At 44.4% G+C, this 19,833-nt stretch carries 19 protein-coding genes, 3 tRNA genes and 1 pseudogene; 6 read left to right on the top strand and 17 right to left on the bottom strand.

Going from position 1 to position 19,833, the window contains the following annotated elements; genetic code table 11:
* Positions 1 to 13 precede the first annotated feature (13 nt).
* The 6 genes from XMD530_RS09060 to XMD530_RS09035 form a co-directional block, all read right to left on the bottom strand.
* A complete protein-coding gene (locus tag XMD530_RS09060) occupies positions 14 to 337 on the bottom strand; it encodes a zinc ribbon domain-containing protein YjdM (RefSeq protein ID WP_173488863.1) in 324 nt (107 codons plus the stop codon).
* Between the two features lie 648 nt (positions 338 to 985).
* Complete coding sequence (locus XMD530_RS09055; protein WP_173480935.1) at positions 986 to 1,417, bottom strand: response regulator; 432 nt, start codon at positions 1,415 to 1,417, stop codon at positions 986 to 988.
* Positions 1,418 to 1,431: 14 nt separating this feature from the next.
* Positions 1,432 to 2,079 (bottom strand): DNA-binding protein, encoded by a 648-nt coding sequence (locus tag XMD530_RS09050; protein ID WP_173495570.1) that lies wholly within the window; start codon positions 2,077 to 2,079, stop codon positions 1,432 to 1,434.
* 42 nt (positions 2,080 to 2,121) lie between these two features.
* Entirely contained in the window at positions 2,122 to 3,612 is a 1,491-nt protein-coding gene (locus XMD530_RS09045; protein WP_173483953.1) for a hybrid sensor histidine kinase/response regulator, read from the bottom strand.
* A 57-nt stretch (positions 3,613 to 3,669) separates the two neighbouring features.
* Entirely contained in the window at positions 3,670 to 4,005 is a 336-nt protein-coding gene (locus tag XMD530_RS09040) for a hypothetical protein (protein WP_173480932.1), read from the bottom strand.
* Between the two features lie 30 nt (positions 4,006 to 4,035).
* Positions 4,036 to 4,905: an NAD(P)-dependent oxidoreductase gene (locus XMD530_RS09035; protein ID WP_173507070.1), complete on the bottom strand. Its 870-nt coding sequence runs from the start codon at positions 4,903 to 4,905 to the stop codon at positions 4,036 to 4,038.
* 125 nt (positions 4,906 to 5,030) lie between these two features.
* Between XMD530_RS09035 and XMD530_RS09030 the strand changes: the two genes are divergently transcribed.
* From XMD530_RS09030 to XMD530_RS09020, 3 genes are all read left to right on the top strand, one after another.
* Positions 5,031 to 7,613, top strand: coding sequence for an ATP-binding protein (locus XMD530_RS09030; RefSeq protein ID WP_173507069.1), 2,583 nt, complete (start codon positions 5,031 to 5,033; stop codon positions 7,611 to 7,613).
* A 76-nt stretch (positions 7,614 to 7,689) separates the two neighbouring features.
* Positions 7,690 to 9,462, top strand: coding sequence for an EAL domain-containing protein (locus XMD530_RS09025; protein WP_173507068.1), 1,773 nt, complete (start codon positions 7,690 to 7,692; stop codon positions 9,460 to 9,462).
* A 66-nt stretch (positions 9,463 to 9,528) separates the two neighbouring features.
* Positions 9,529 to 11,250 carry a GGDEF domain-containing phosphodiesterase gene (locus XMD530_RS09020; protein WP_173507067.1) on the top strand — a complete coding sequence of 574 codons (1,722 nt, stop codon included), beginning with the start codon at positions 9,529 to 9,531 and terminating at the stop codon, positions 11,248 to 11,250.
* A 22-nt stretch (positions 11,251 to 11,272) separates the two neighbouring features.
* On the opposite strand, the gene XMD530_RS09015 is transcribed toward XMD530_RS09020, so the two are convergent.
* From XMD530_RS09015 to XMD530_RS08985, 7 genes are all read right to left on the bottom strand, one after another.
* Positions 11,273 to 11,644, bottom strand: coding sequence for a response regulator (locus tag XMD530_RS09015; protein WP_173498043.1), 372 nt, complete (start codon positions 11,642 to 11,644; stop codon positions 11,273 to 11,275).
* A gap of 82 nt (positions 11,645 to 11,726) precedes the next feature.
* Positions 11,727 to 11,813, bottom strand: a tRNA-Leu gene (locus XMD530_RS09010).
* A gap of 57 nt (positions 11,814 to 11,870) precedes the next feature.
* Positions 11,871 to 11,945, bottom strand: a tRNA-Cys gene (locus XMD530_RS09005).
* A gap of 4 nt (positions 11,946 to 11,949) precedes the next feature.
* Positions 11,950 to 12,025 (bottom strand) — tRNA-Gly (locus XMD530_RS09000).
* A gap of 109 nt (positions 12,026 to 12,134) precedes the next feature.
* On the bottom strand, positions 12,135 to 12,701 hold the full coding sequence (gene pgsA / locus XMD530_RS08995; RefSeq protein WP_173507066.1) for a CDP-diacylglycerol--glycerol-3-phosphate 3-phosphatidyltransferase: 567 nt from the start codon (positions 12,699 to 12,701) through the stop codon (positions 12,135 to 12,137).
* 14 nt (positions 12,702 to 12,715) lie between these two features.
* Positions 12,716 to 14,539, bottom strand: coding sequence for an excinuclease ABC subunit UvrC (gene uvrC / locus XMD530_RS08990; protein ID WP_173507065.1), 1,824 nt, complete (start codon positions 14,537 to 14,539; stop codon positions 12,716 to 12,718).
* Positions 14,540 to 14,543: 4 nt separating this feature from the next.
* Positions 14,544 to 14,864 (bottom strand): high mobility group family protein, encoded by a 321-nt coding sequence (locus XMD530_RS08985; protein WP_254446209.1) that lies wholly within the window; start codon positions 14,862 to 14,864, stop codon positions 14,544 to 14,546.
* A gap of 98 nt (positions 14,865 to 14,962) precedes the next feature.
* On the opposite strand from XMD530_RS08985, the gene XMD530_RS08980 reads away from it, so the two are divergent.
* Positions 14,963 to 15,829, top strand: a complete 867-nt coding sequence (locus XMD530_RS08980) for a DUF1853 family protein (RefSeq protein WP_173507064.1) — start codon at positions 14,963 to 14,965, stop codon at positions 15,827 to 15,829.
* A 261-nt stretch (positions 15,830 to 16,090) separates the two neighbouring features.
* Here the strand turns inward: XMD530_RS08980 and XMD530_RS08975 are convergent, their stop codons facing one another.
* Positions 16,091 to 16,966 carry an NAD(P)-dependent oxidoreductase gene (locus tag XMD530_RS08975; protein ID WP_173507063.1) on the bottom strand — a complete coding sequence of 292 codons (876 nt, stop codon included), beginning with the start codon at positions 16,964 to 16,966 and terminating at the stop codon, positions 16,091 to 16,093.
* 34 nt (positions 16,967 to 17,000) lie between these two features.
* Between XMD530_RS08975 and XMD530_RS08970 the strand changes: the two genes are divergently transcribed.
* Entirely contained in the window at positions 17,001 to 17,498 is a 498-nt protein-coding gene (locus tag XMD530_RS08970; protein ID WP_173507062.1) for a TlpA disulfide reductase family protein, read from the top strand.
* A 19-nt stretch (positions 17,499 to 17,517) separates the two neighbouring features.
* Here the strand turns inward: XMD530_RS08970 and mtnN are convergent, their stop codons facing one another.
* A complete protein-coding gene (gene mtnN / locus XMD530_RS08965) occupies positions 17,518 to 18,306 on the bottom strand; it encodes a 5'-methylthioadenosine/S-adenosylhomocysteine nucleosidase (protein WP_173480920.1) in 789 nt (262 codons plus the stop codon).
* 52 nt (positions 18,307 to 18,358) lie between these two features.
* Positions 18,359 to 19,090: pseudogene (locus tag XMD530_RS08960) on the bottom strand (RluA family pseudouridine synthase); the annotation flags it as partial.
* A gap of 167 nt (positions 19,091 to 19,257) precedes the next feature.
* Here XMD530_RS08960 and XMD530_RS08955 point away from each other — a divergent pair.
* Positions 19,258 to 19,614 carry a phasin family protein gene (locus XMD530_RS08955; protein ID WP_173482481.1) on the top strand — a complete coding sequence of 119 codons (357 nt, stop codon included), beginning with the start codon at positions 19,258 to 19,260 and terminating at the stop codon, positions 19,612 to 19,614.
* Positions 19,615 to 19,750: 136 nt separating this feature from the next.
* Here XMD530_RS08955 and XMD530_RS11530 read toward each other — a convergent pair.
* A partial coding sequence (locus XMD530_RS11530; protein WP_173489325.1) for an integrase core domain-containing protein occupies positions 19,751 to 19,833 on the bottom strand: 83 nt, incomplete at its 5' end.

Below are 19,833 nucleotides of genomic sequence, written 5' to 3'. Positions count from 1 at the left end.
ACACCTTAATACTTTAGGCCTTTTTAACGAACTCTGATTTCAGCATCAATTTGCCACAATCGATATTGTGATCCCCGTCTACTAAACGTCGCACTTGGAATTTAGTGCCAACTTTCTCTGTACCACCACCTTTGACTTTAAGATCTTTAATCAAGGTTACAGAATCACCTTCTTGCAGCTGATTACCGTTTGCATCTTTAACAATCAGCAGGTCTTCAGACTCAGCCGCTGCATTGGGATCCCACTCATGTCCGCATTCAGGGCAGACAAGTTGTCCTTGATCTTCATAGGCATATGGAGAGGAGCATTCAGGGCAAGCTGGGTATGAGTCTGACATCGGAAATTCCTTAATAAAAATAAGGGATTAATCATACCTGATTTAAAGCAGTTCATAAAAGTTATCCACACTGAAAAACCGCATCAATCCTCACCTAAAAGCATCATGAATCATTTTAATAGAGCCAAATAACGGCGGTTAGCAGGCTTAGATACGCGCGAAGATAAAGGGGTATAAAAATAAGGTTGATTATTGTTTTGTTCGGTAAACAGCTGTTTTTAAATATTTAAATAAAGGAGATAAGGCAATTTTCGTTAAAGGTTAGATAAGCTCAACTGTTTTTAACCCTTACGCAAATATATGACGGAAGGCGCTACAAGCTCTGAATGTGATTGTTTGCACACAAGTGATCCTCAGATTGATTAACACAACTATCAACAGCCAATGGTTTGGTTGGGGTCAATCGGTTTTCAGTGCTTATTAAGCCTTAAGGGTGGTGATTGATTCTTTTTAGGCGCTATTAGATGTGTTGATCTGATGGTTTTTATCGGTCTTTCAGTAATAGGTTAGCGAATAATTACCTAAACATAGCTACCGCAATAACGATATATAAAGATACGTATAATATATATTATGTTAAATATAGTATTATAAATAAAAGGCAGGAGATCCCTACCTCTATCTTTTGCCACAAAGCGAATAAGAACCTTACAAAGCGCCTTTGTAGATGCCCTTGGTGTCTATGTCGATAGCAAGCTCACCAGTTTGCAATGATGAGTCATCTGCAATGGTTGCGACCAGCTCGTCACTGTAGCCGATTAGGTTGATCCCCTCCTTGTCGAGAAGCGTCATGACGCGCTCTAGCGCAGAGATAACGGACATTTGGCGTGCTGTGAAGCCTGGGCTCTTTGCGGCGCTACTCTGGATATCTCGACGCTTAGTGGAGATCTGTTTTAGCACATAACCATCATCATCAATCAGTGATAGCTTAAGATCTATCGCCCTTGCATCAATGATTAGCCCTTTGAGCTGCTCAAATTGCTGCAAGCTAGAGACATTGATATTGTCTCCAGGATTGCTGTTGGTAACAATTTTCTTGAGCTTATCGGTGTCCGCACAGGGTTTAACGTGAATGAGCATGCTATTTCCGGTCTCTATTTAAGCTTCAGCTGCGCGTTTTCTGTCGATAATCTCAACACTTCAGCATTAAGGCGCGCAATCTCTTCGGCCTGTATTTTCAACCGTACTTGTGCTTCAAGCAAGCCCTCATTGTTGTGTACGCCCGCTTCGGATTGCTTTAGCTTGGTCTCAGCATCCATTAAGGCTTTGGCTGCCCTGTATGACTGATCTCGCTCATTACCAAGATTGGTTACAGCCTGGTTCAATTCCATTTTAAGCTTGCTGATCTCGTTATTTCTTTCGCTAATAATAGTATTTAAATCAACTATTTGTTGGGTATATTTACTGTCAATTGTTGACAGCTCTTCTGTGAGTTTCTTGCGCTCTTCGTCAGCCTCTTTGTGCTTGCTTTCACTGGCTCGGTTTGCGTAGGCAATCGCATCCGTCCAGATCTTGCTGGCGAGCTTAATAACAGGCTCTGGAAGATCGTAGCCACTGGCTTGCGCGTCTAATCTCTGCCCTAACCCGCTCCACCACTCATTGAGTGCTTTGTTAATTGTGGTTAATGAGCCAGACCCGAGTCTGTCTCTGACATTTTGTTGGGTGGGTTTGATGCCCTGCCTTAGCAGTTCGTCGGCAATTTCGTAGACTTGTTCGCGTTTTATACTGGTCATTTGATACATAATACATATTTAAAATACGTACTATATAGATAAGACGAGCTGTTATCTAGCAACACACTGCTCAACAACTTCCAGAAAAGTATTCATTGATATGGGTTTTGCGATGACTTTATTCGCACCGGCATCGAGTAGTGCCTCAGACTCCTGCCCCATGACGGCGGCAGTCACTGCCACTATGGGTACAGACACACCCTCTTTTCTTAGCTTTTGGATCATTTGCCGGCCATCCAGTACCGGCATAAAGAAATCACTTAGAATGAGGTCATACTCTTTGCGAGTCGCCATTTCGTATCCTAGATGGCCATTTTCCGCGACATCCACCTGGTTTACTAATTTACCCAGTAGGTTTTTAGAGACCATTCTTATGATGGGGTCGTCCTCAACGACCAGTAGGTTAAGGCGCTTAAGCAGATCTCCAGTATCTTTAGATTCTTGTCTAAACACTGGCTCAGACTGCTTTGCATTAAGATCAACCATAGGTATCTTGACAACAAAACGAGCGCCACCCTGCTCATTTCGATCGACATCAACGTCGCCATGCAGCTCGTTGAGTGATTGCCTTACAATAAACAAACCAAGGCCACTGCCATCAACCTTTGTGCCCAGCCTTTCAAACGGCTCAAATATCTTATTGGTTGCCTCTTTCGGTATTCCTTGGCCATCGTCAGATACAGTGAGCACCAAGTAACCCTTATCTACTCTTTGTATCCACTCAACCTTCACATTAATTGTGCTGCCTTTAGAGTGATGTATTGCATTCTTTATCAGATTTAACGCTATGATTTTTATGCGTTGTTTATCTGACTCAAGCCTTATATTTTCGTTATCTATGAGCTCTAATTTCACAACCATGCCGTTGAGCTCAGCTAACCTTGTCAACTGTGAGTGAGCATCGATTAATAGCTGATTAGGATGGAATGCTGTCTTGCTTATTGGCAGCGCCCTTTCAGGATTAACGGCTTGCGTCATGTCCTGCAGTACAGACATCAGATGATCAACGGTATTTTTCATCTGTTCTGTATGTTTTGGACTAGGAGCACCCTGCTCTAGATCTTCAATAAGCATTTGCAGGGTAGCGACAGGCGTTCTCATCTCGTGAGAGATGATGGCGAACAATTGTCTCTGATTGATCAATTTCTCTTCGATTTCGGTCAGTTTTGATGGATCAAAGAGATCGATACGCTTAAAGCGAATATGTTTTAAATGAGGCGCAGTTTCTGTTCTCGTTTCATAGGCTGACAGATGATGCACCTCTTTATCAATTCCTCTGTATCGAAAGTTGGTGCCAGACCGTATTGGTGCCGTTTCAATGAGTTTATTAGCTGGGGTGAAATAAGCGTCGAACTGATTCAGAGGTAGAGGTGTTGATAAGACAAAAAACTGCTGAGCCCTGGCATCTAAATGAACCTTCTCAGTACTAGAGTCTATGACAATATCAAATTGAGATTCATCTAGTGAATCAAAGGCTTTACACAACTTTGTATATTGCGTGTCTGACTCGATTTGATGATTGTTTGATCGATTCTGCTTCAATGGTCACTGCTTTAACTAATAACTTTAGTTAAAACATAGCAGGAATTATGTCAATCGCTACTCGAGCTCTAATTTTTTTAATGAGTCAGGCGAGTTTTGCTCATCCGCTAGGGTAAAGTTCATCGGACGATTGGTGTTCGTGGTTGTTGATGAATTGTCTCTACTGTCCTTTATCTCTTCAACTTGAGAGACATAACGTTTAGATATCATCACAACCGGGTTGTTCTCTTTGGTGTCGTCTAGGTAGAGTGGGATGAAGGAGCGGTCATCATTCATAATATCTTGAAGTCGCTCCCCTGGGGCTAGATAGAATGCTCCGACTAGACGGGCCCCATCATGCATACGGACATACACTTTCAAAGCGCTTTTACTTACGACTTTACTGCCCTGCATGCTATTTCCCCTAGAGTGTTTTATTGCATTCTAGCCTAAATTATTAATTTTGAGTAACTGTAGGAAAAGCGCAGAGTGATCTAAGTCACCTTTACCCATATTCTCAGAAAGATCTTGATACCGCTCATAAATGGCTTTTGTAACAGGCAGCTCTAAGTTCAATGATTGCGCAGCTTCGAGAACATTTTTCTCATCTTTGAGTTGAGTTGTGACTTTGCCGCCCGGTTCAAATGTTCGTTCGCTCATGCGCTTACCGTGTAACTGAAGGATGGTGCTATCAGCAAACCCGCCTGACAGTGCGCGTCTAAAGGCTTCAGAATCAACGCCTGCTCGTTCCAGCAGCAATACAGCCTCGGATACAATAGCGATGGTACCGCCCACTATAGCCTGATTGGCCAGTTTAGATAGCTGACCAGATCCTACATCCCCTACTCTTGTGGCTCGCCCCATTGATGAAAAAACGACATTGGCCTCTTCGAATGTTCGCTCATCACGACTTCCTGCCATAATGGCCAGTGTACCCTCTTCGGCGCCTTTCACTCCTCCTGACACAGGTGCGTCTATGAAACGTGCACCGGTTGATTCAACTTTTTCAGCGATGCTGATGACCTCTTTTTGCGATGTTGAGCTCATATCGATCACCAGATGCTGTTTCGTGAGTTGAGGCAGTAGCATAGAGATAACCTCTTCGACGACCTGGCCATCCGCTAGCATGGTAATAATGATATCGCTCTGTGCGACTTCGCTAAGGTCTTCGGCAACAGCGGCGCCATCCCCTTTTAAGGGCAAGCATTTCTCTTGCGTTCTGTTCCAGACGGTTAACTCTACACCATCACTCAACAAGCGCCTTGCCATAGGCAAGCCCATTAGGCCAACCCCAAGAAGAGAGATCTTAGACATAATTACCTCAAAAATTTTTTAGCACTTTTTTATTTTTGTACTAATTTGTTAATAAACACCTTATATGTGAATTTATGACACATGCAGTTTGGGTGAACTTTAAACCGATTGATAAAAGGTGTTTTATGAGAATCGCCGCTCACCCTGAAGATGAAACTCAACGCATTGCTAGCTTAAAATCCATTGGTCTACTCGATACGCCCAGTGACCTCTATTTCGATCAGCTTACAGCTCAGGCGGCCCATATTTTTAACACCCCTATCTGCGCTGTCTCAATAATAGATAGTAAGCGACAGTGGTTTAAATCCATTTACGGATTAGATGTTTGTGAAACCGGTCGTGATGAAGCTTTTTGTTCCCATGTGGTTCACGATCACAAACTACTCGAGGTGCGTAATGCCCTTGAACATCCTGACTTTCATGATAATCCACTGGTGATCGGAGCGCCAAACATACGCTTCTATTGCGGCACCCCAATACACGACACTAATGGTTTCTGTCTAGGTTCGTTCTGTGTCATTGATACAAAGCCACGCCAGTTTACTGAGGAGCAGAAGGAGCTTCTAAACTCTTTTGCCCTGCAGGCTGAGGCTCTCATCGCCTTACATGTGCGACAAAAAGATAACGAAGAGAAAAACAGAGAGATTATTAGTTCACGTGATCTTCTTCGCCGTGAATTGGCTAGGCAATCAAGCCTTGTATCGAATGCAGCCGCTGCCGTTATTCGGATCAGTCACCGCGGCATTATCGAGGATGCTAACAAAAAAGCTGAATCTCTATTTGGCTACTCTATCGACGAGCTTGTAGGTCAAAACATATCAATGTTGATGCCTAAGGATATTGCTAAACACCATGATGGATACCTAAAACATTACGACCGTGATAAGCGCCAAAATGCCACTCACAACAGTTCGGTGATCGGTGAAGGTCGTGAAGTATCAGCCATCAGTAAAAGTGGCGAGCTGATACCCATACATTTGGCCGTCAGTGAAGTGGTTATTGATGACCAATCTCAAAATGAGTTCATTGGGATAGTGACGGATCTTCGTGAAACCAAGCGCAAAGAGCGTGAGTTAGAGCGACAAAGTATGCTGCTGGATAAACTTCACAAAGGTCTAACTGATTATGAAGCGCTGATCAGTGGCAACTCTATATGGTCTTTTCTGCAGGAGTCATTACGCGAGTTAACCAATAGCGAATATGCGCTGATTGGTGAGGTGGATCCAAGCAAGTCAGAACCTGAACTGATCGTTCACTCTTTAACTGATCTCTCTTGGGATAAAGATTCGAAAAGTTTGATGCAAAAATTCTTGGCAGGTTCGAGTCGGGTAACCAACACGAAATCCCTGTTAGGTCGTGTGTTTGCTCAAGGCGAGGTGGTCTTAACAGAATCACCCGCCACAGCACCGGGTCGACGCGGTCTTCCTGATGGACACCCTCCTCTGCATAATTTGCTAGGAATGCCTATTAAACAAGGTGATAAAACGCTAGGCATGATCGCCATTGCCAACTCAGAATCAGAGCTGAATGATGAGCTGGTCAATTGGTTAGAACCCTTTGTTGCCACCTGCTCTTTACTGATTCAGCTCTACCGTCAGATGAATGAGCGGGAACGTTTCACAGCGGAGCTTGAAGCAGCGAAGGATCTAATCGAAGATGCAAGCCGTGCTAAGAGTGAATTCTTAAGCTCTATGAGCCATGAGTTAAGAACACCACTGAACTCAATCATTGGCTTCTCAGAACTGCTCCAAGCTAATAGAAAGACCCCTCTCAATGAGAAGCAGTCAAAACAGGTGCACCAAATCAACTCGAGTGGTAAGCATCTTCTGACACTGATCAATGACATTTTAGATCTTGCCAAAATTGAAGCGGGTAAGCTCTCAATTTCACTAGAACCTACGCTGGTCGATAGCGTTGCCAATGAAACCCTAGAGGTGCTGCAGCCACTAGCGGACAAGAGTGGTATCTCTATTCTGGTTAAAGCTAACGCACAGCATATTGAGGCGATGGCAGACTACACCAGACTCAAACAGGTACTGATCAACCTGCTCTCCAACGCCATTAAATACAACCGCCAACAAGGTTCAGTTGAGTTGTCTTGGGAGGTGGTTGACCAATCAGTACTCGTGCATGTTCAGGATACCGGGATCGGTATCAGCGATGATCAGATTGATCATATATTTGAGCCATTCAATCGAAGCAATGCAGAAAACTCTGGCATAGAGGGAACCGGTGTCGGGCTAGCGCTAACAAGAAAGGTTGTCGAATATATGAATGGTACGATCGATGTGAAAAGCGATCACACCGGAAGTACCTTCACTGTAACGCTACCACTGGCTAACTGCCAGGTTAAGAGTGACTCATTCACATCCGGCAAGGTACAAAATGATCAACTCAATACTGATCTAGCGAGCCAATCAGAAAAGGTTGTTCTTTACGTTGAAGATAATCCAGCCAATCAGCGACTCATGCAGGATATTTTTGAAGATTTTGAAAGCATAAATCTTGTCGTTGCTCATGAGCCCTTCCTGGGTTTAGAGATGGCTAAAACCCATCGGCCTGATCTTATTATTCTTGATATCAATATGCCGGGAATGGATGGATTTCAGTTATTAAAACGCCTCAAACAGGAGCCAAGTTTGGAGGGCACTCCCTGCATCGCGCTATCGGCCAATGCTATGCCAAACGATGTTAAACGAGGGATTTGATCACTACCTAACCAAGCCGATCGATATATCTAAATTTTACGACCTAATTGATGACTACTTTGAGGAGGTAAATTAAATGAGCCGCGAAAACATTCTTGACGCCAATATCCTCATAGTTGATGACAACGAAGCGAACGTACTTCTTTTAGAAGATCTATTAGAGGATCAGGGTTTTACCCACCTAAGGTCTTTAACAGACCCCTTACAGGTTCTTCAAGAGACAAAACAGAGCCTGCCAGACCTGATACTTCTAGATATTCGAATGCCTGGCATGAATGGCTTTGAAGTCATGCAACAATTGGACGAAGCAATGCCCAACAAACGGCCTCCCATCATAGTGCTAACCGCGCAAACTGATATGGAGACCCGCACAAAAGCGCTGGCATTAGGGGCGGTCGAGTTTTTAAATAAACCCTTTGATCATCAGCTGATTATTGAACGCATCAGCAATATTCTAAAAACGACATTGGGTTCGGTTAGAACAGCCTCTGACTCAACTTATATCAATGCTTACATAGCGGATGATGATATTGCCTCTCTGAAAGCCCTGGGTTACACCGATGAAACCACTGGATTGCCTAACCGAAGAGCAATTCAGAAACATATCTTTGAAGAGTTTGCGCTAGAGAAGGACTTAACGGCCTACTTTATTGAAATAGATGGAGCGGATGCTTTAGCAAAAACGTACGGCTATGAGATATACGATCGAGCCATGCAAACGCTCGCCAAGCTTATATCGGAGTCAGCTGCTAATCAGGTCGCAATGATCGGTGCTTGGAATGCCAATCAATTTATCGCGATTAAAGAGACTGAAATTGACCCTGCTTTCGAAGAGCAATTCGCAAGACGCATGCATCGATTGTTAACCGGTATTCATGAAATCGGCACACTGCACTATAAACTTTCTGTCCGAATTGGATTCGCTGTATCTAAAGGACTGATTAAACAACCCGGTGAATTAATCCGGAGAGCGGTACTGGCTGTTCCCTGTCTTAATAGCGGCCTAGATTATGATGCCTACGACCAACAGATGGATGACTCGAACAATCACGAAGCAAAGATTGAATCTGAATTGAGACGTGCCATCATCAATAAAGAGCTCTATCTAACTTACCAACCTAAGGTTTCGATCAGCAAAGGATCTGTCATCGGCGCTGAGGCGTTATTAAGATGGGAAAATAGCAACCTTGGCAAAATTTCACCAGAGCTGTTCATTCCCATTGCGGAGCGAATTGGCATGATCAATGAAATTGGTGAATGGGCGTTTGATGAGTCAGTCAAACAACTTAACAGCTGGCTTAAATCGGGACGAGTCGGCATGGACTTTACATTGGCGATAAACGCATCGCCTATTCAGCTATTCAACCCAAACTTTATATCATTTGTGCAATCAACATTGGTCAAACATGGCGTCTCACCCTCTCAAATTCAAATTGAGATTACAGAGTCTATGTTCATCTCTAATTTCGACTATGCAATCTCAGTTCTTAATGAGATTCGTCAATTAGGCATATCCATTGCGATGGATGATTTTGGGACAGGTTTCTCTTCTCTCTCTTATCTTCAAAATTTACCTTTGGATACGTTAAAAATTGATCGATGCTTTATCGATCAGATGACTTTTTCTGAAAAATCGCGACGCTTAGTTCAAGCAATCATTGCTTTAGCGCATACCTTTGATCTGGTGGTAGTCGCTGAGGGTATAGAGACTAAAGAGCAGTACAGAATGCTCGTAAATATGGGGTGTGACGAGGGGCAAGGTTATCTATTTGATGCACCCCTACTACCAAATGAGTTCCCACCGCAGCCATTAGTGACCAGCGCGAATAGACAATACTCTTTCTCTTAGCAAAGAGGTAAGCAACTTTCTAATAATCGACTATGCTTAAGGTAGTTAACCATCAAGGCTGATTATATGTCGCGCTACACAACACAAATTGTGGATTCCCTAACGACTGAGTGGTTCAGGGATCAGCCACTGTTGAACGTGATACTAGAAAACTGTTTCGATCAGGTATTTATTAAAGATCTCTCGTCAACCTTGATTTACGCAAATAGGAACCTAGCCCTACATTATGGGCTAAAAGAGGTTGACCAAATACTGGGCAAGAGTGATTTTGACTTTTACACTGCTGAACATGCAGAAGCGATGAGACAGGAAGAGTTGGACCTTATGCAGACTGGTGAGCCACTGCTTGCCAAACTCTATACTGAAACCTGGCCTAAGGGCGGTGAGACATTTAATCTTTGTTCAAAGTTACCCCTTAGGAACAGTGATGGAAAAATTGTCGGGTTGATTGGTTTTGGTCGAGACATCACCAAAGATAAGCGTCGTGAAAAGCTCATCTGGCAACACACAAACTATGATGCCCTGACTGGACTACCTAATCGTAATTACTTTGTGGGTTGTTTGAATTCATCTATTCACGAGGCTAATACTGGGCACCGCTACACACTACTTGCACTGGATATAGATCGGTTTAAATCGTTTAATGACAGTTACGGTCATGGTTGCGGCGATGCGATACTGATTCATGTTGCTGAATGCATTCATAATAATGTGTCTGACCATGACATAGTGGCGCGAGTCGGTAGTGATGAGTTCCTGTTGCTCATCGATAATCAAAAGAATAAAACCAACATAGTCGATTTAGCGATTAAAATTCGATCCAACATTCAAGCACCATTTTTCTATCAAAATCAGCAATACGATATCTCCTGCTGTATTGGTGCGGCTGAATTTCCATCAGATGCGCTTGATACAACCGACCTGCTGAAGTTTACTGAGCAGGCGCTCTATCGAGCAAAACAGCTCGGAGACAATCAATTTGTTTTCTATTCACCTGAAATGACGACCGCTTCGATTAGGCGTCAAACACTGATCGCAGATCTAAAACAGGCGGTTGCAGACGAACAAATTGAGGTGATGTATCAGCCAATTATTAGTTGTGATACAGAGCAGCTATACAGTGTTGAAGCCTTAGCGCGGTGGCATCACCCCTACTATGGCCAGATTTCACCAGATGAGTTTATTCAAATTGCAGAAGAGATAGGTATTATTGCGCAGTTGGATGAGCGAGTTTTTCATAAGATGATTGAGGCCGCTCAGCAGTGGCAAACCGTTATCGACCCTTTGCCTGTTTTCTCTGTGAACGTCTCTGCACGAAGCCTTAATACAGGTGAAGATAGTAGTTCAGATATCATCAATCTCCTCTCTAACTTAAACCAAGGAAAACTACTCAAGTTACGGCTTGAATTGACGGAAGGCTCGCTCTTTCTTCCGTCTGAAAAGCTCAATGATTTAATGGGGTACTGTTCACAAAATCAGATTGAGCTGGCGTTGGATGACTTCGGTACCGGTTACTCTGCGTTATCATATCTTCTGGACTTTAAAATTGATTACCTGAAAATTGATAAAATTTTCATCGACGGGCTACCCGAAAACAGACGAAACCTCTCCGTCTGTAAGGCCATTATTCAAATGTCCAAATCATTGGGTATCAAAGTGATCGCTGAGGGTGTGGAACAAGAGGAGCAACTGCTTGCTCTCAAAGAGCTGGGTTGCGATTACATTCAAGGCTACTTTTTCAGCAAACCGTTAAGCTCGCAGGAGATGTTAGATCGCTACTCAGCTTAGAGAGTGCGATCTAACAAGATGTCTACTCAGTCTCTAAAAACTTAGCGACCATCTCTTTAATGTAACGACCGTTACATGGCTTAGTTAAAAACGCCTTCGCATCTAACTGCTCTGCACGCTCCTGTATCTCAGGGCTAGCAAATGCACTCAGGAAAATCACGGGTATATTGCTGGTCATAGTGATTTTGTCGAGCAGATCAGCCAACTCTAATCCATTCATTCCCGGCATATTGACATCAAGCAGAATCAGATCGGGTTGGCGTTTGACCGCTAACGAAAGTCCCACTTCAGGATCAACTGCACAGACCAATTTATAATCAGACTCCAAAGCATCACGGATCTGAGCAAGGGTAAACGAGTCATCGTCAATGCAAAGGATGGTTTTTTTGGACATATCTCAACTGCTTAATAAGAATGTTAAAAGTAAATTCAGTTTAGCAAGAAGTTGAAAGTAGACAAGAAAAAGTAGATAAAAATGGTGCCCCGGACCGGACTTGAACCGGTACAGCCTAACGGCCGGCAGATTTTAAGTCTGCTGTGTCTACCAATTCCACCACCAGGGCATTGATGATGTGTATCGTTTGATACATCCCTAAAGAGAGATCTTTAGGAAGAGAATATGGAGGCGAGCACCGGAGTCGAACCGGCCTAGTAATGATTTGCAATCATTTGCATCACCGCTCTGCCAACTCGCCATATTGGAGCGGGAAACGAGGCTCGAACTCGCGACCTCAACCTTGGCAAGGTTGCGCTCTACCAACTGAGCTATTCCCGCACTTGCTGAACAAGTGGCGCGTATTATAGACGCTTCACCCACCCTGTCAATCGCTAGATTGAAATTAGATCTGCTTAAAAAATAACCACTTACTCGACTTTAAGGCCTATCACTGATTAGGCTTAAGGTGTGGCCAAGCAGCACGCAGGTAGACAAACATAGACCATAGCGTCAGCAGTGCTGCAGCATACAGAATACCGACACCGATCCAGGCCAGAGTCGTTCCAGGCGCTGCACCAATCATGATAAAGATGGCTAGCATTTGAAGGGCAGTTTTGGCTTTACCAATCATAGAGACGGCAACTTGAGCGCGCTCCCCTATTTCAGCCATCCATTCACGCAACGCAGAGATCACGATTTCACGACCGACTATGATGATGGCTGGAATCGAGAGAATGGCAGGCCAATCAGAAAAGAGACGTCCATAGGTATCGACCAGTAAAATCAAAGCCGCAGCGACCATTAATTTATCGGCCACAGGGTCAAGGAATGCCCCAAAGCTGCTCTCTTGTTGCCATTTACGAGCGAGATAACCATCCAACCAATCTGTAACGGCCGCTAAGGCAAAGATTCCGGCTGATATCCAACCTGCAAAAGGTATCGGCCAGTAGTATGCAATGATGAAAAATGGAATTAAAACAATACGTAACAGAGTTAATACGTTGGGTAGATTCATGCAGAGAAGCACCTTTAGCTATCGGGGTGCAGAGCGAGATAGATCGTCTCTGCAAGACTATTACTAATACTAGAGACTTTTGCGATTTCTTCAACACTTGCCGACTCAACTGCTTTCGCACTTCCGAAATGTTTCAGTAGCTCTCTACGACGTTTAGGGCCAACGCCCTCAATGCCTTCGAGTAGTGACTGCTTTCTCGCTTTAGCACGACGCGCACGGTGACCCGTGATGGCAAATCGGTGGGATTCGTCGCGGATGTGTTGCAATAGATGAAGCGCCAGAGAGTCAGACTGCAATATATTCTCGTTGCCTGTTTCAGCATCAATCAGAATTTCAAAGCCCGCTTTACGTGTTGGGCCTTTCGCGATACCAATTACCTTGATCCCTTGAATATTGAGCTCATTAAGCACCTCAACAGCCTGGGCTACCTGCCCTTTACCCCCGTCAATCACCAAGATATCAGGTAGTATTGCATCCGCACTGGTCGCCTTTTCAAAACGACGGTGCAAGGCTTGGTTCATGGCGGCGTAGTCATCACCCCCAGTAATACCTTCGATATTATATTTCCGATAGTCACGTTTCAGCGGGCCATTGCGATCAAAAACCACACAAGAGGCCACAGTAGCCTCTCCACTGGAGTGGCTGATGTCGAAACACTCAAGTCTTGAGGGGATCTCCTCCATGCCCAGCGCTGACTGAAGATCTAGGAACCGGTTATAGATATTCTGTTTATTGGCCAGCTGTGACTGTAAATTCTGTTCGGCATTTTGCTGAGCTAACTTAAGCCAACTGTTGCGATCAGAACGCACTTTACTGCTAATAGAGACTTTACGTTCGCGCATTTGACTAAGAGCTTTACCGAGAAGATTAGACTCAGGCAGTTCAACCGCCGTAATAATGGACTCTGGTATTTCGCGACCACCGGCCAAGTAAAACTGAGCAATAAAAGCGCTTAAGAGATCCTCTGCACTGTCTTCGATAGCGACTCTAGGATAAAACACTTTGGATCCGATAACTCGTCCCTGACGGACAAACAGAGCGTGTACACAAACGCCGCCCGGTTGAACGGCAACGCCAAAGACATCCGCCTCACCTTTTTGGCCGATAACGGTCTGTTGCTCTTGCACATGCTGCAAGCGAGCCAATTGATCCCGAAGCTGAGCGGCTTTTTCGAACTCTAATTGACGAGAAGCAGCCTCCATTTCGGATGCGAGCTCACTCATCACTTTTGGGTTTTTACCCTGTAAAAAAAGCTTGGTATGACGCACGTCACGCTGGTAATCCGCATCGTCAACCAAACCCACACAGGGAGCGCTGCAGCGCTCTATTTGGTACTGCAGGCAGGGTCTAGAACGGTTACGGAAAAAACTGTCGTCACACTGACGTACTTTAAACAGTTTCTGTAGAAGATTCAGACTCTCTTTTACCGCCCCGCCGCTAGGAAAAGGGCCAAATAGTGAACCGTTGGGAGAACGTTTCCCGCGTTGATACCTAACGGCTGGGAATTCGTCTTTATCGGTGATCAATATGTAGGGGTAAGACTTATCATCACGCAACAATATGTTGTAAGGCGGTCGATACTGCTTAATTAAATTCTGCTCTAGCAGCAGTGCTTCTGTCTCAGAGCCCGTTGACGTGATCTCAATGGATTGAATTTTGCTGACTAATGCTTGAGTCTTAATAGAAAGACCGGTCTCTCTGAAATAGCTTGAGACCCGGTTCTTTAAGTTCTTTGCTTTACCGACATACAACAATTCACCAGAACAGTCGTACATCTGATAACAGCCAGGTTTGTTTGGGAGTGTTGCTAAGAAGGCTTTAGAATCAAAGGGCGTCAATCAATTAATCCTTGGTGTTGTGTCGCTTAGATTCCATGTAGATGTAAGTAGCCTCTTTATAGAGGTTGTTTAGATCATCACGTGTGTCATCTGTGATCCCAGCGCCGCGTGATAGTGACACCTCAAGGTAAGCGCTGATTTGCGCATGATAGTAGAGACGATCATCATAGGCATCGGCACGTTTCATTTTGCTCAATGCAATTTGTGCACCGTTGATGAGTATATAATTAATATCCGTATGGGAGAGACGTGGACTACGACTGGTTTTCTCCATTCGTGCTTCCGCTTCAGCCTCTTGAGCTTGACGTTTAGTCATTAAAGCCATTCCCTGCTCCTTAACTCGCTCACTAAAATTGAGACTATAGGGTACCGTATTGGCCGCTAGAATGTTAATTTGAATTTAAAATTCAGCCAGCGTGATTTATGAAAAAGATCGTCTACACAACAGAGCAGATAGCGAGTGAACTTGCCTGGTTAAGCCAAGCCCAAACACTGGTGGGTGAAAACAAGTTTAGACGTGACTCTCTCGCTATTAACCCTTCCTTGATTCCGAAGCTTAAACATCATCACAGGTTGGGTGTTCACTTTGAGGATCTATTCGAGCTTCATCTTAAAACATTTCCTCAAATAACTGATTTAAATAGTCATATTCAAATAATTGATAATAAGAAAACCTTAGGCGAAGCGGATTTTCTAGTCTGCAAAGATGGCGATTGGCAGCATATAGAGGTCGCCATAAAATTTTATCTTCGTGTTGGGAGTAGCGGTCAGATGAGTGACTATTTAGGTCCTAGTCTGACGGACTCCCTGGATAGAAAAATCACACATATAGAAAACAAGCAGTTAAAGCTTCTTGAGTCTGAGCCAGCAAAACGCACTCTGCAATCGGTAGGGGTCGATTCTGCGGTTAAGAGCTATGCACAAATATTTGGCTGGCTTTTCTACCATGTCAGCGATAACCAATCGAAGATACCGGATAACATTCACCCGCAGCATCCTCGTGGCCGCTGGCTTTGCGTCAACGAATTGGTAGCCTTTTTAGATGAATACCCAGACACCGTTCGATTTTTAATACCCTCGAGATCTGAGTGGTTAATCTCCCCTTCGCACATTTATGACATTGCAGTGAGTAAAAACCAACTGTTAAAGAGAGCAGAGACTGTGATCGACCGACCACAACAACTGTTCGTGTTGTTGGGTGAAGGCCGTTCAAGACAGTTAGTGGAAAGGCTGTTTATAGTGCCAGAGGCCTGGGTAGATAAAGCAGAATCGATGAACAATCAGACATAAAAAAACCGCCAATGAAGGCGGTTTTTTTAACAAGGTCGCTTATTCGCCAGCTTTCGCCGCATCTTTAGCAATTGCACCCTTTAGAAGCTTAATGCCGACTACTGTCATAACAAGCATTGCACCGATGATCACTAGACTTGGAGCTAGAGAAATCATGTTGTATTTATCGATTGAGCCCATCTGACTAAACCTCATTAATTTGTTTGTTTAAGACAGGATCCATTTTATTGATCTAAATCAATTCCTGCAAGATATATACAACTATTTATCCATCGACTGAAGTCGCTTCAGCAGACTGCTAGTATCCCAGCGATTGCCTCCCAGCGCCTGAACTTCCGAATAGAATTGGTCCACAATCGCTGTCACAGGAAGGCGTGCGCCATTACTGCGCGCTTCATTAAGGACAATACCTAAGTCTTTGCGCATCCAATCTACAGCGAAACCGTAGTCATACTTTTCGTCGATCATTGTTTGGTGACGATTAACCATCTGCCAAGAACCGGCTGCCCCGTGCTGTATAACATCAATAACGGCGGCAACATCAAGCCCGCTCTTCTGGCCGAAGTGGATCGCTTCAGCCAACCCCTGCACCAAACCAGCAATACAGATCTGGTTCATCATCTTAGCCAGCTGCCCTGCTCCAGCATCACCCAACAAGCTTTGTGATTTTGCATAAGCATCAATAACAGGCTCAACCTGTTTGTAGACGTCTGAATCACCACCACACATCACACTAAGAAGGCCATTTTCAGCGCCCGCCTGTCCGCCAGACACAGGGGCATCAATGAATCCCAATCCCTGTTCACCACAGACCGCATTGAGTGTTCTCGCCGCTTCAGCAGATGCTGTTGTGTGATCAACGAGTATTGCACCAGGCTTCATGCCTTTAATCGCACCCTCTTCGCCCGTAGTAACCTGATACAGGTCATCATCATTACCGACACACACAAATACAATGTCACAGCCTACAGCGGCTGCTTGTGGGGTTTTAGCTGCTTTACCCGCGTATTCACTGACCCAGGCTTCTGCTTTAGCAAAGGTTCGGTTGTAGACAGTGACTTCATGTCCCGCCTTAGTTAGATGCCCTGCCATTGGGTAACCCATTGTACCTAAGCCAATAAAAGCAACGTTTGCCATGATATGATCCTTATTCTCTATATGATTCGTAATAATGACTATGAGCTTACACAGTATTAAGTCCTATACGCTAGGATTGTTTTTATCGATTGGTTCGGTCACTTCACAGGCCGCGCAACTTCCACCGCTGGATTTCAAAACCCTAGAGGGTGACCCTATCACGCTTGATGCGTACCAAGGTGAAGTACGCTTGATTAACTTCTGGGCAACCTGGTGCCCGCCCTGCATTCGTGAGATGCCTGCATTAGGGCGTTTAGAGGAGGCTGTTGAAGGTCACGCGCGAGTGGTAGCTATCAATGTAGGTGATATGAGTGATCAGGTGGAGGCCTTCGTATTGGAGAACTTTGATGGCGCAGAACCCGAAATCTGGCTGGATGAGCCGGGAGCGGCCTTTATGACTCTGCGTCTTGAGGGATTACCCATGACATTGGTGCTCGATAAAGAGGGCGAAGTGATTGATAAGGTGATCGGTGAGCGCGAATGGGACAGTGAATCGGTCGTCAACTATCTGAAAGAGCTGGCTGCTGAATAGCAACCAGCGACTCTTCGGATCAGCTTAGTTTTGCAAGTCTGGCAACAATTGCTAAAACCATCTGAGCCGAATTTTCTGATGCCGTTTCGATGAACTGATCAAAGCTGACATTAGATTCTTGGCCTGCGATATCCGACAACGCCCGAATAACTAGAAACGGAACCTCAAAGCGGTAACAGGTCTGTGCAATGGCAGCCGCTTCCATCTCTGCAGCTTTCATCGTAGGAAAGTTGGCTCTAACCTTCTCAACATGCTCTGGATCGCTCATAAAGGCATCACCGGTCGCGATTAAACCACGCTGACATGCGGTGTTTTCAAACTGAGCTATAGACTCTTCAGCCACCTTAAGTAGCAGTTCATCCGCTAAGTAAGCGGCTGGCATTCTAGCCATTTGACCGATCTCGTAGCCAAATACGGTTAGGTCAACATCGTGGTGACGAACCTCATCAGAGATCACCACATCCCCTACTTTCAACGTTGGATCAAAGCCACCAGCAGAACCTGTGTTAATCACACAGCTTGGTTTAAAGTGATCTAACAGCAAGGTGGTACCCACTGCAGCATTGACCTTACCGATGCCCGATTTAAGCAGCACCACGTCGACACCGTCGATCTGCCCTGAAAAAAAAGTAAAGCCTGCGATTTCACTTACTTGTAAAGATTGAATACTGTTTTTTAGGCGTTCAATCTCCTGATCCATGGCACCAATCAGTGCGATGACGGGGCTATTTTTAAGTGCGCTCTCTAAACTGGATGAAGTGGCATTGTCAGTTTGGATCTTGGCATTGATATCGTCAGGACGGCTCATCAGGAACTCTTTTAAGGTAGGAGTAAATTTGATTGAATTCTAACACGATTTATTAAGACTTATTCAGCCCTAATTGCCGGTAAAGTTGTTCTATATCAGCAGGTAGTTTTGAGTGTATAGATAGTGCTTCACCCGTTATTGGGTGGTTAAAATGAATGGTTCTAGCCAACAGCACCAATCGATGCAGATCAAAATGTTCACGAAACATTCTATTATGACGCCCTTCACCATACTTGGTGTCACCAATGATTGGATGAAGAAGGTGCTTCATATGACGACGTATTTGGTGCTTACGGCCGGTATGTGGAAAGCAGGCCACGCGGCTGTAGCGTGAAGTGGAATAACGTCCAACAGGAATATCTAACTCGGTCTGCCCGATCACTTTAAAATCGGTCACCGCCTCTTTGGCCTCTTTATCCTGCCTCGCCAAGGGGTCGGCAAACTTATCGTATTTAGGCACCAACGGATAATCTAAACTGCCCTGCTGTTCGCTTAGCCAACCTCTAACCAAACACTCATACTCTTTCTTAACGCCTCTTGACTGAAACTGCTCTTGCATCCGTTTTGACGATTCAATCTCTTTACCCACCAGGATCACGCCGCTCGTTGCCCTATCAAGTCGGTGGATAGTATGCAGCTTTTCAGCATTAAAGTGCTCTTTCAGCAGGCCCATTAAGGTGGGTTCATCAGGCTTTGTAATCCAACTCGGATGAACCAATAAACCCGAGGGTTTATCTACTGCTATAAGATAGTCATCTTCGAAGAGTATAGAGAGTTGCATGTCGGTTTCCTTGTGTTGCCGCCATGATACCTATTCGTGAAAAAAACCACAGTGGGAGTTTCTAAATATATTTTTGTTGCGGTGCACAAAAAGGTTTGACAGTTAGCAAAAACCTCAATATATTGACCCTATGGTGCAGTGCACAATAAATTAAATTAGGAGTATGACTCATGATGAACGAACTAAAAGATAGCATGAAGCCAATGATGGCGATGGCTGAGATCAACAAGAAGACTGCTGAAGCCCTAATTGGTCTTCAATCATCTTATGTAACAGAGGTTGTTAACGCATCTCTTTCACAGATGAAATCTCTAACTGAAGTTAAAGATCCAAAAGCAGCTCTAGAACTTCAAGTTAAATACTTGAAAGAAGCTGAAGCTAAAATGACTGAAGTTGCTGAGAAAGAGATCGCAGCACTTGCAGCCGCTAAAGCTGAATTGACTGAACTGATGGAACAGAGTGTAGAAGATTACGCTTCAGCTCCAATGTTCGAAGAACTAAAAAAGTTCATGTCTGCTAAAGCATAATGAGCAACTAAACATCACTGCACTTTGCATAGCAGAATGCTGTGATTTTAAAAAAGAGAGCTACGGCTCTCTTTTTTGTCTCTTAACGGCACTGACCTTTCCCCTTAGTTAGTACCACTTCTTCGATGAGATTTTGCTAAGCAGCACGCTTAGCGAATTCCTCTGGTGGCACATAGCCAAGTGCACTATGTGGTCTTACTTTATTGTAATGATCTCGCC

It is taken from the genome of Marinobacterium sp. xm-d-530, from assembly GCF_013283365.1.
Lineage (GTDB): Bacteria > Pseudomonadota > Gammaproteobacteria > Pseudomonadales > Balneatricaceae > Marinobacterium_E.
Note: the sequence above shows the minus strand (reverse complement) of the source record. Positions and strands in the feature narration are given on the sequence as shown.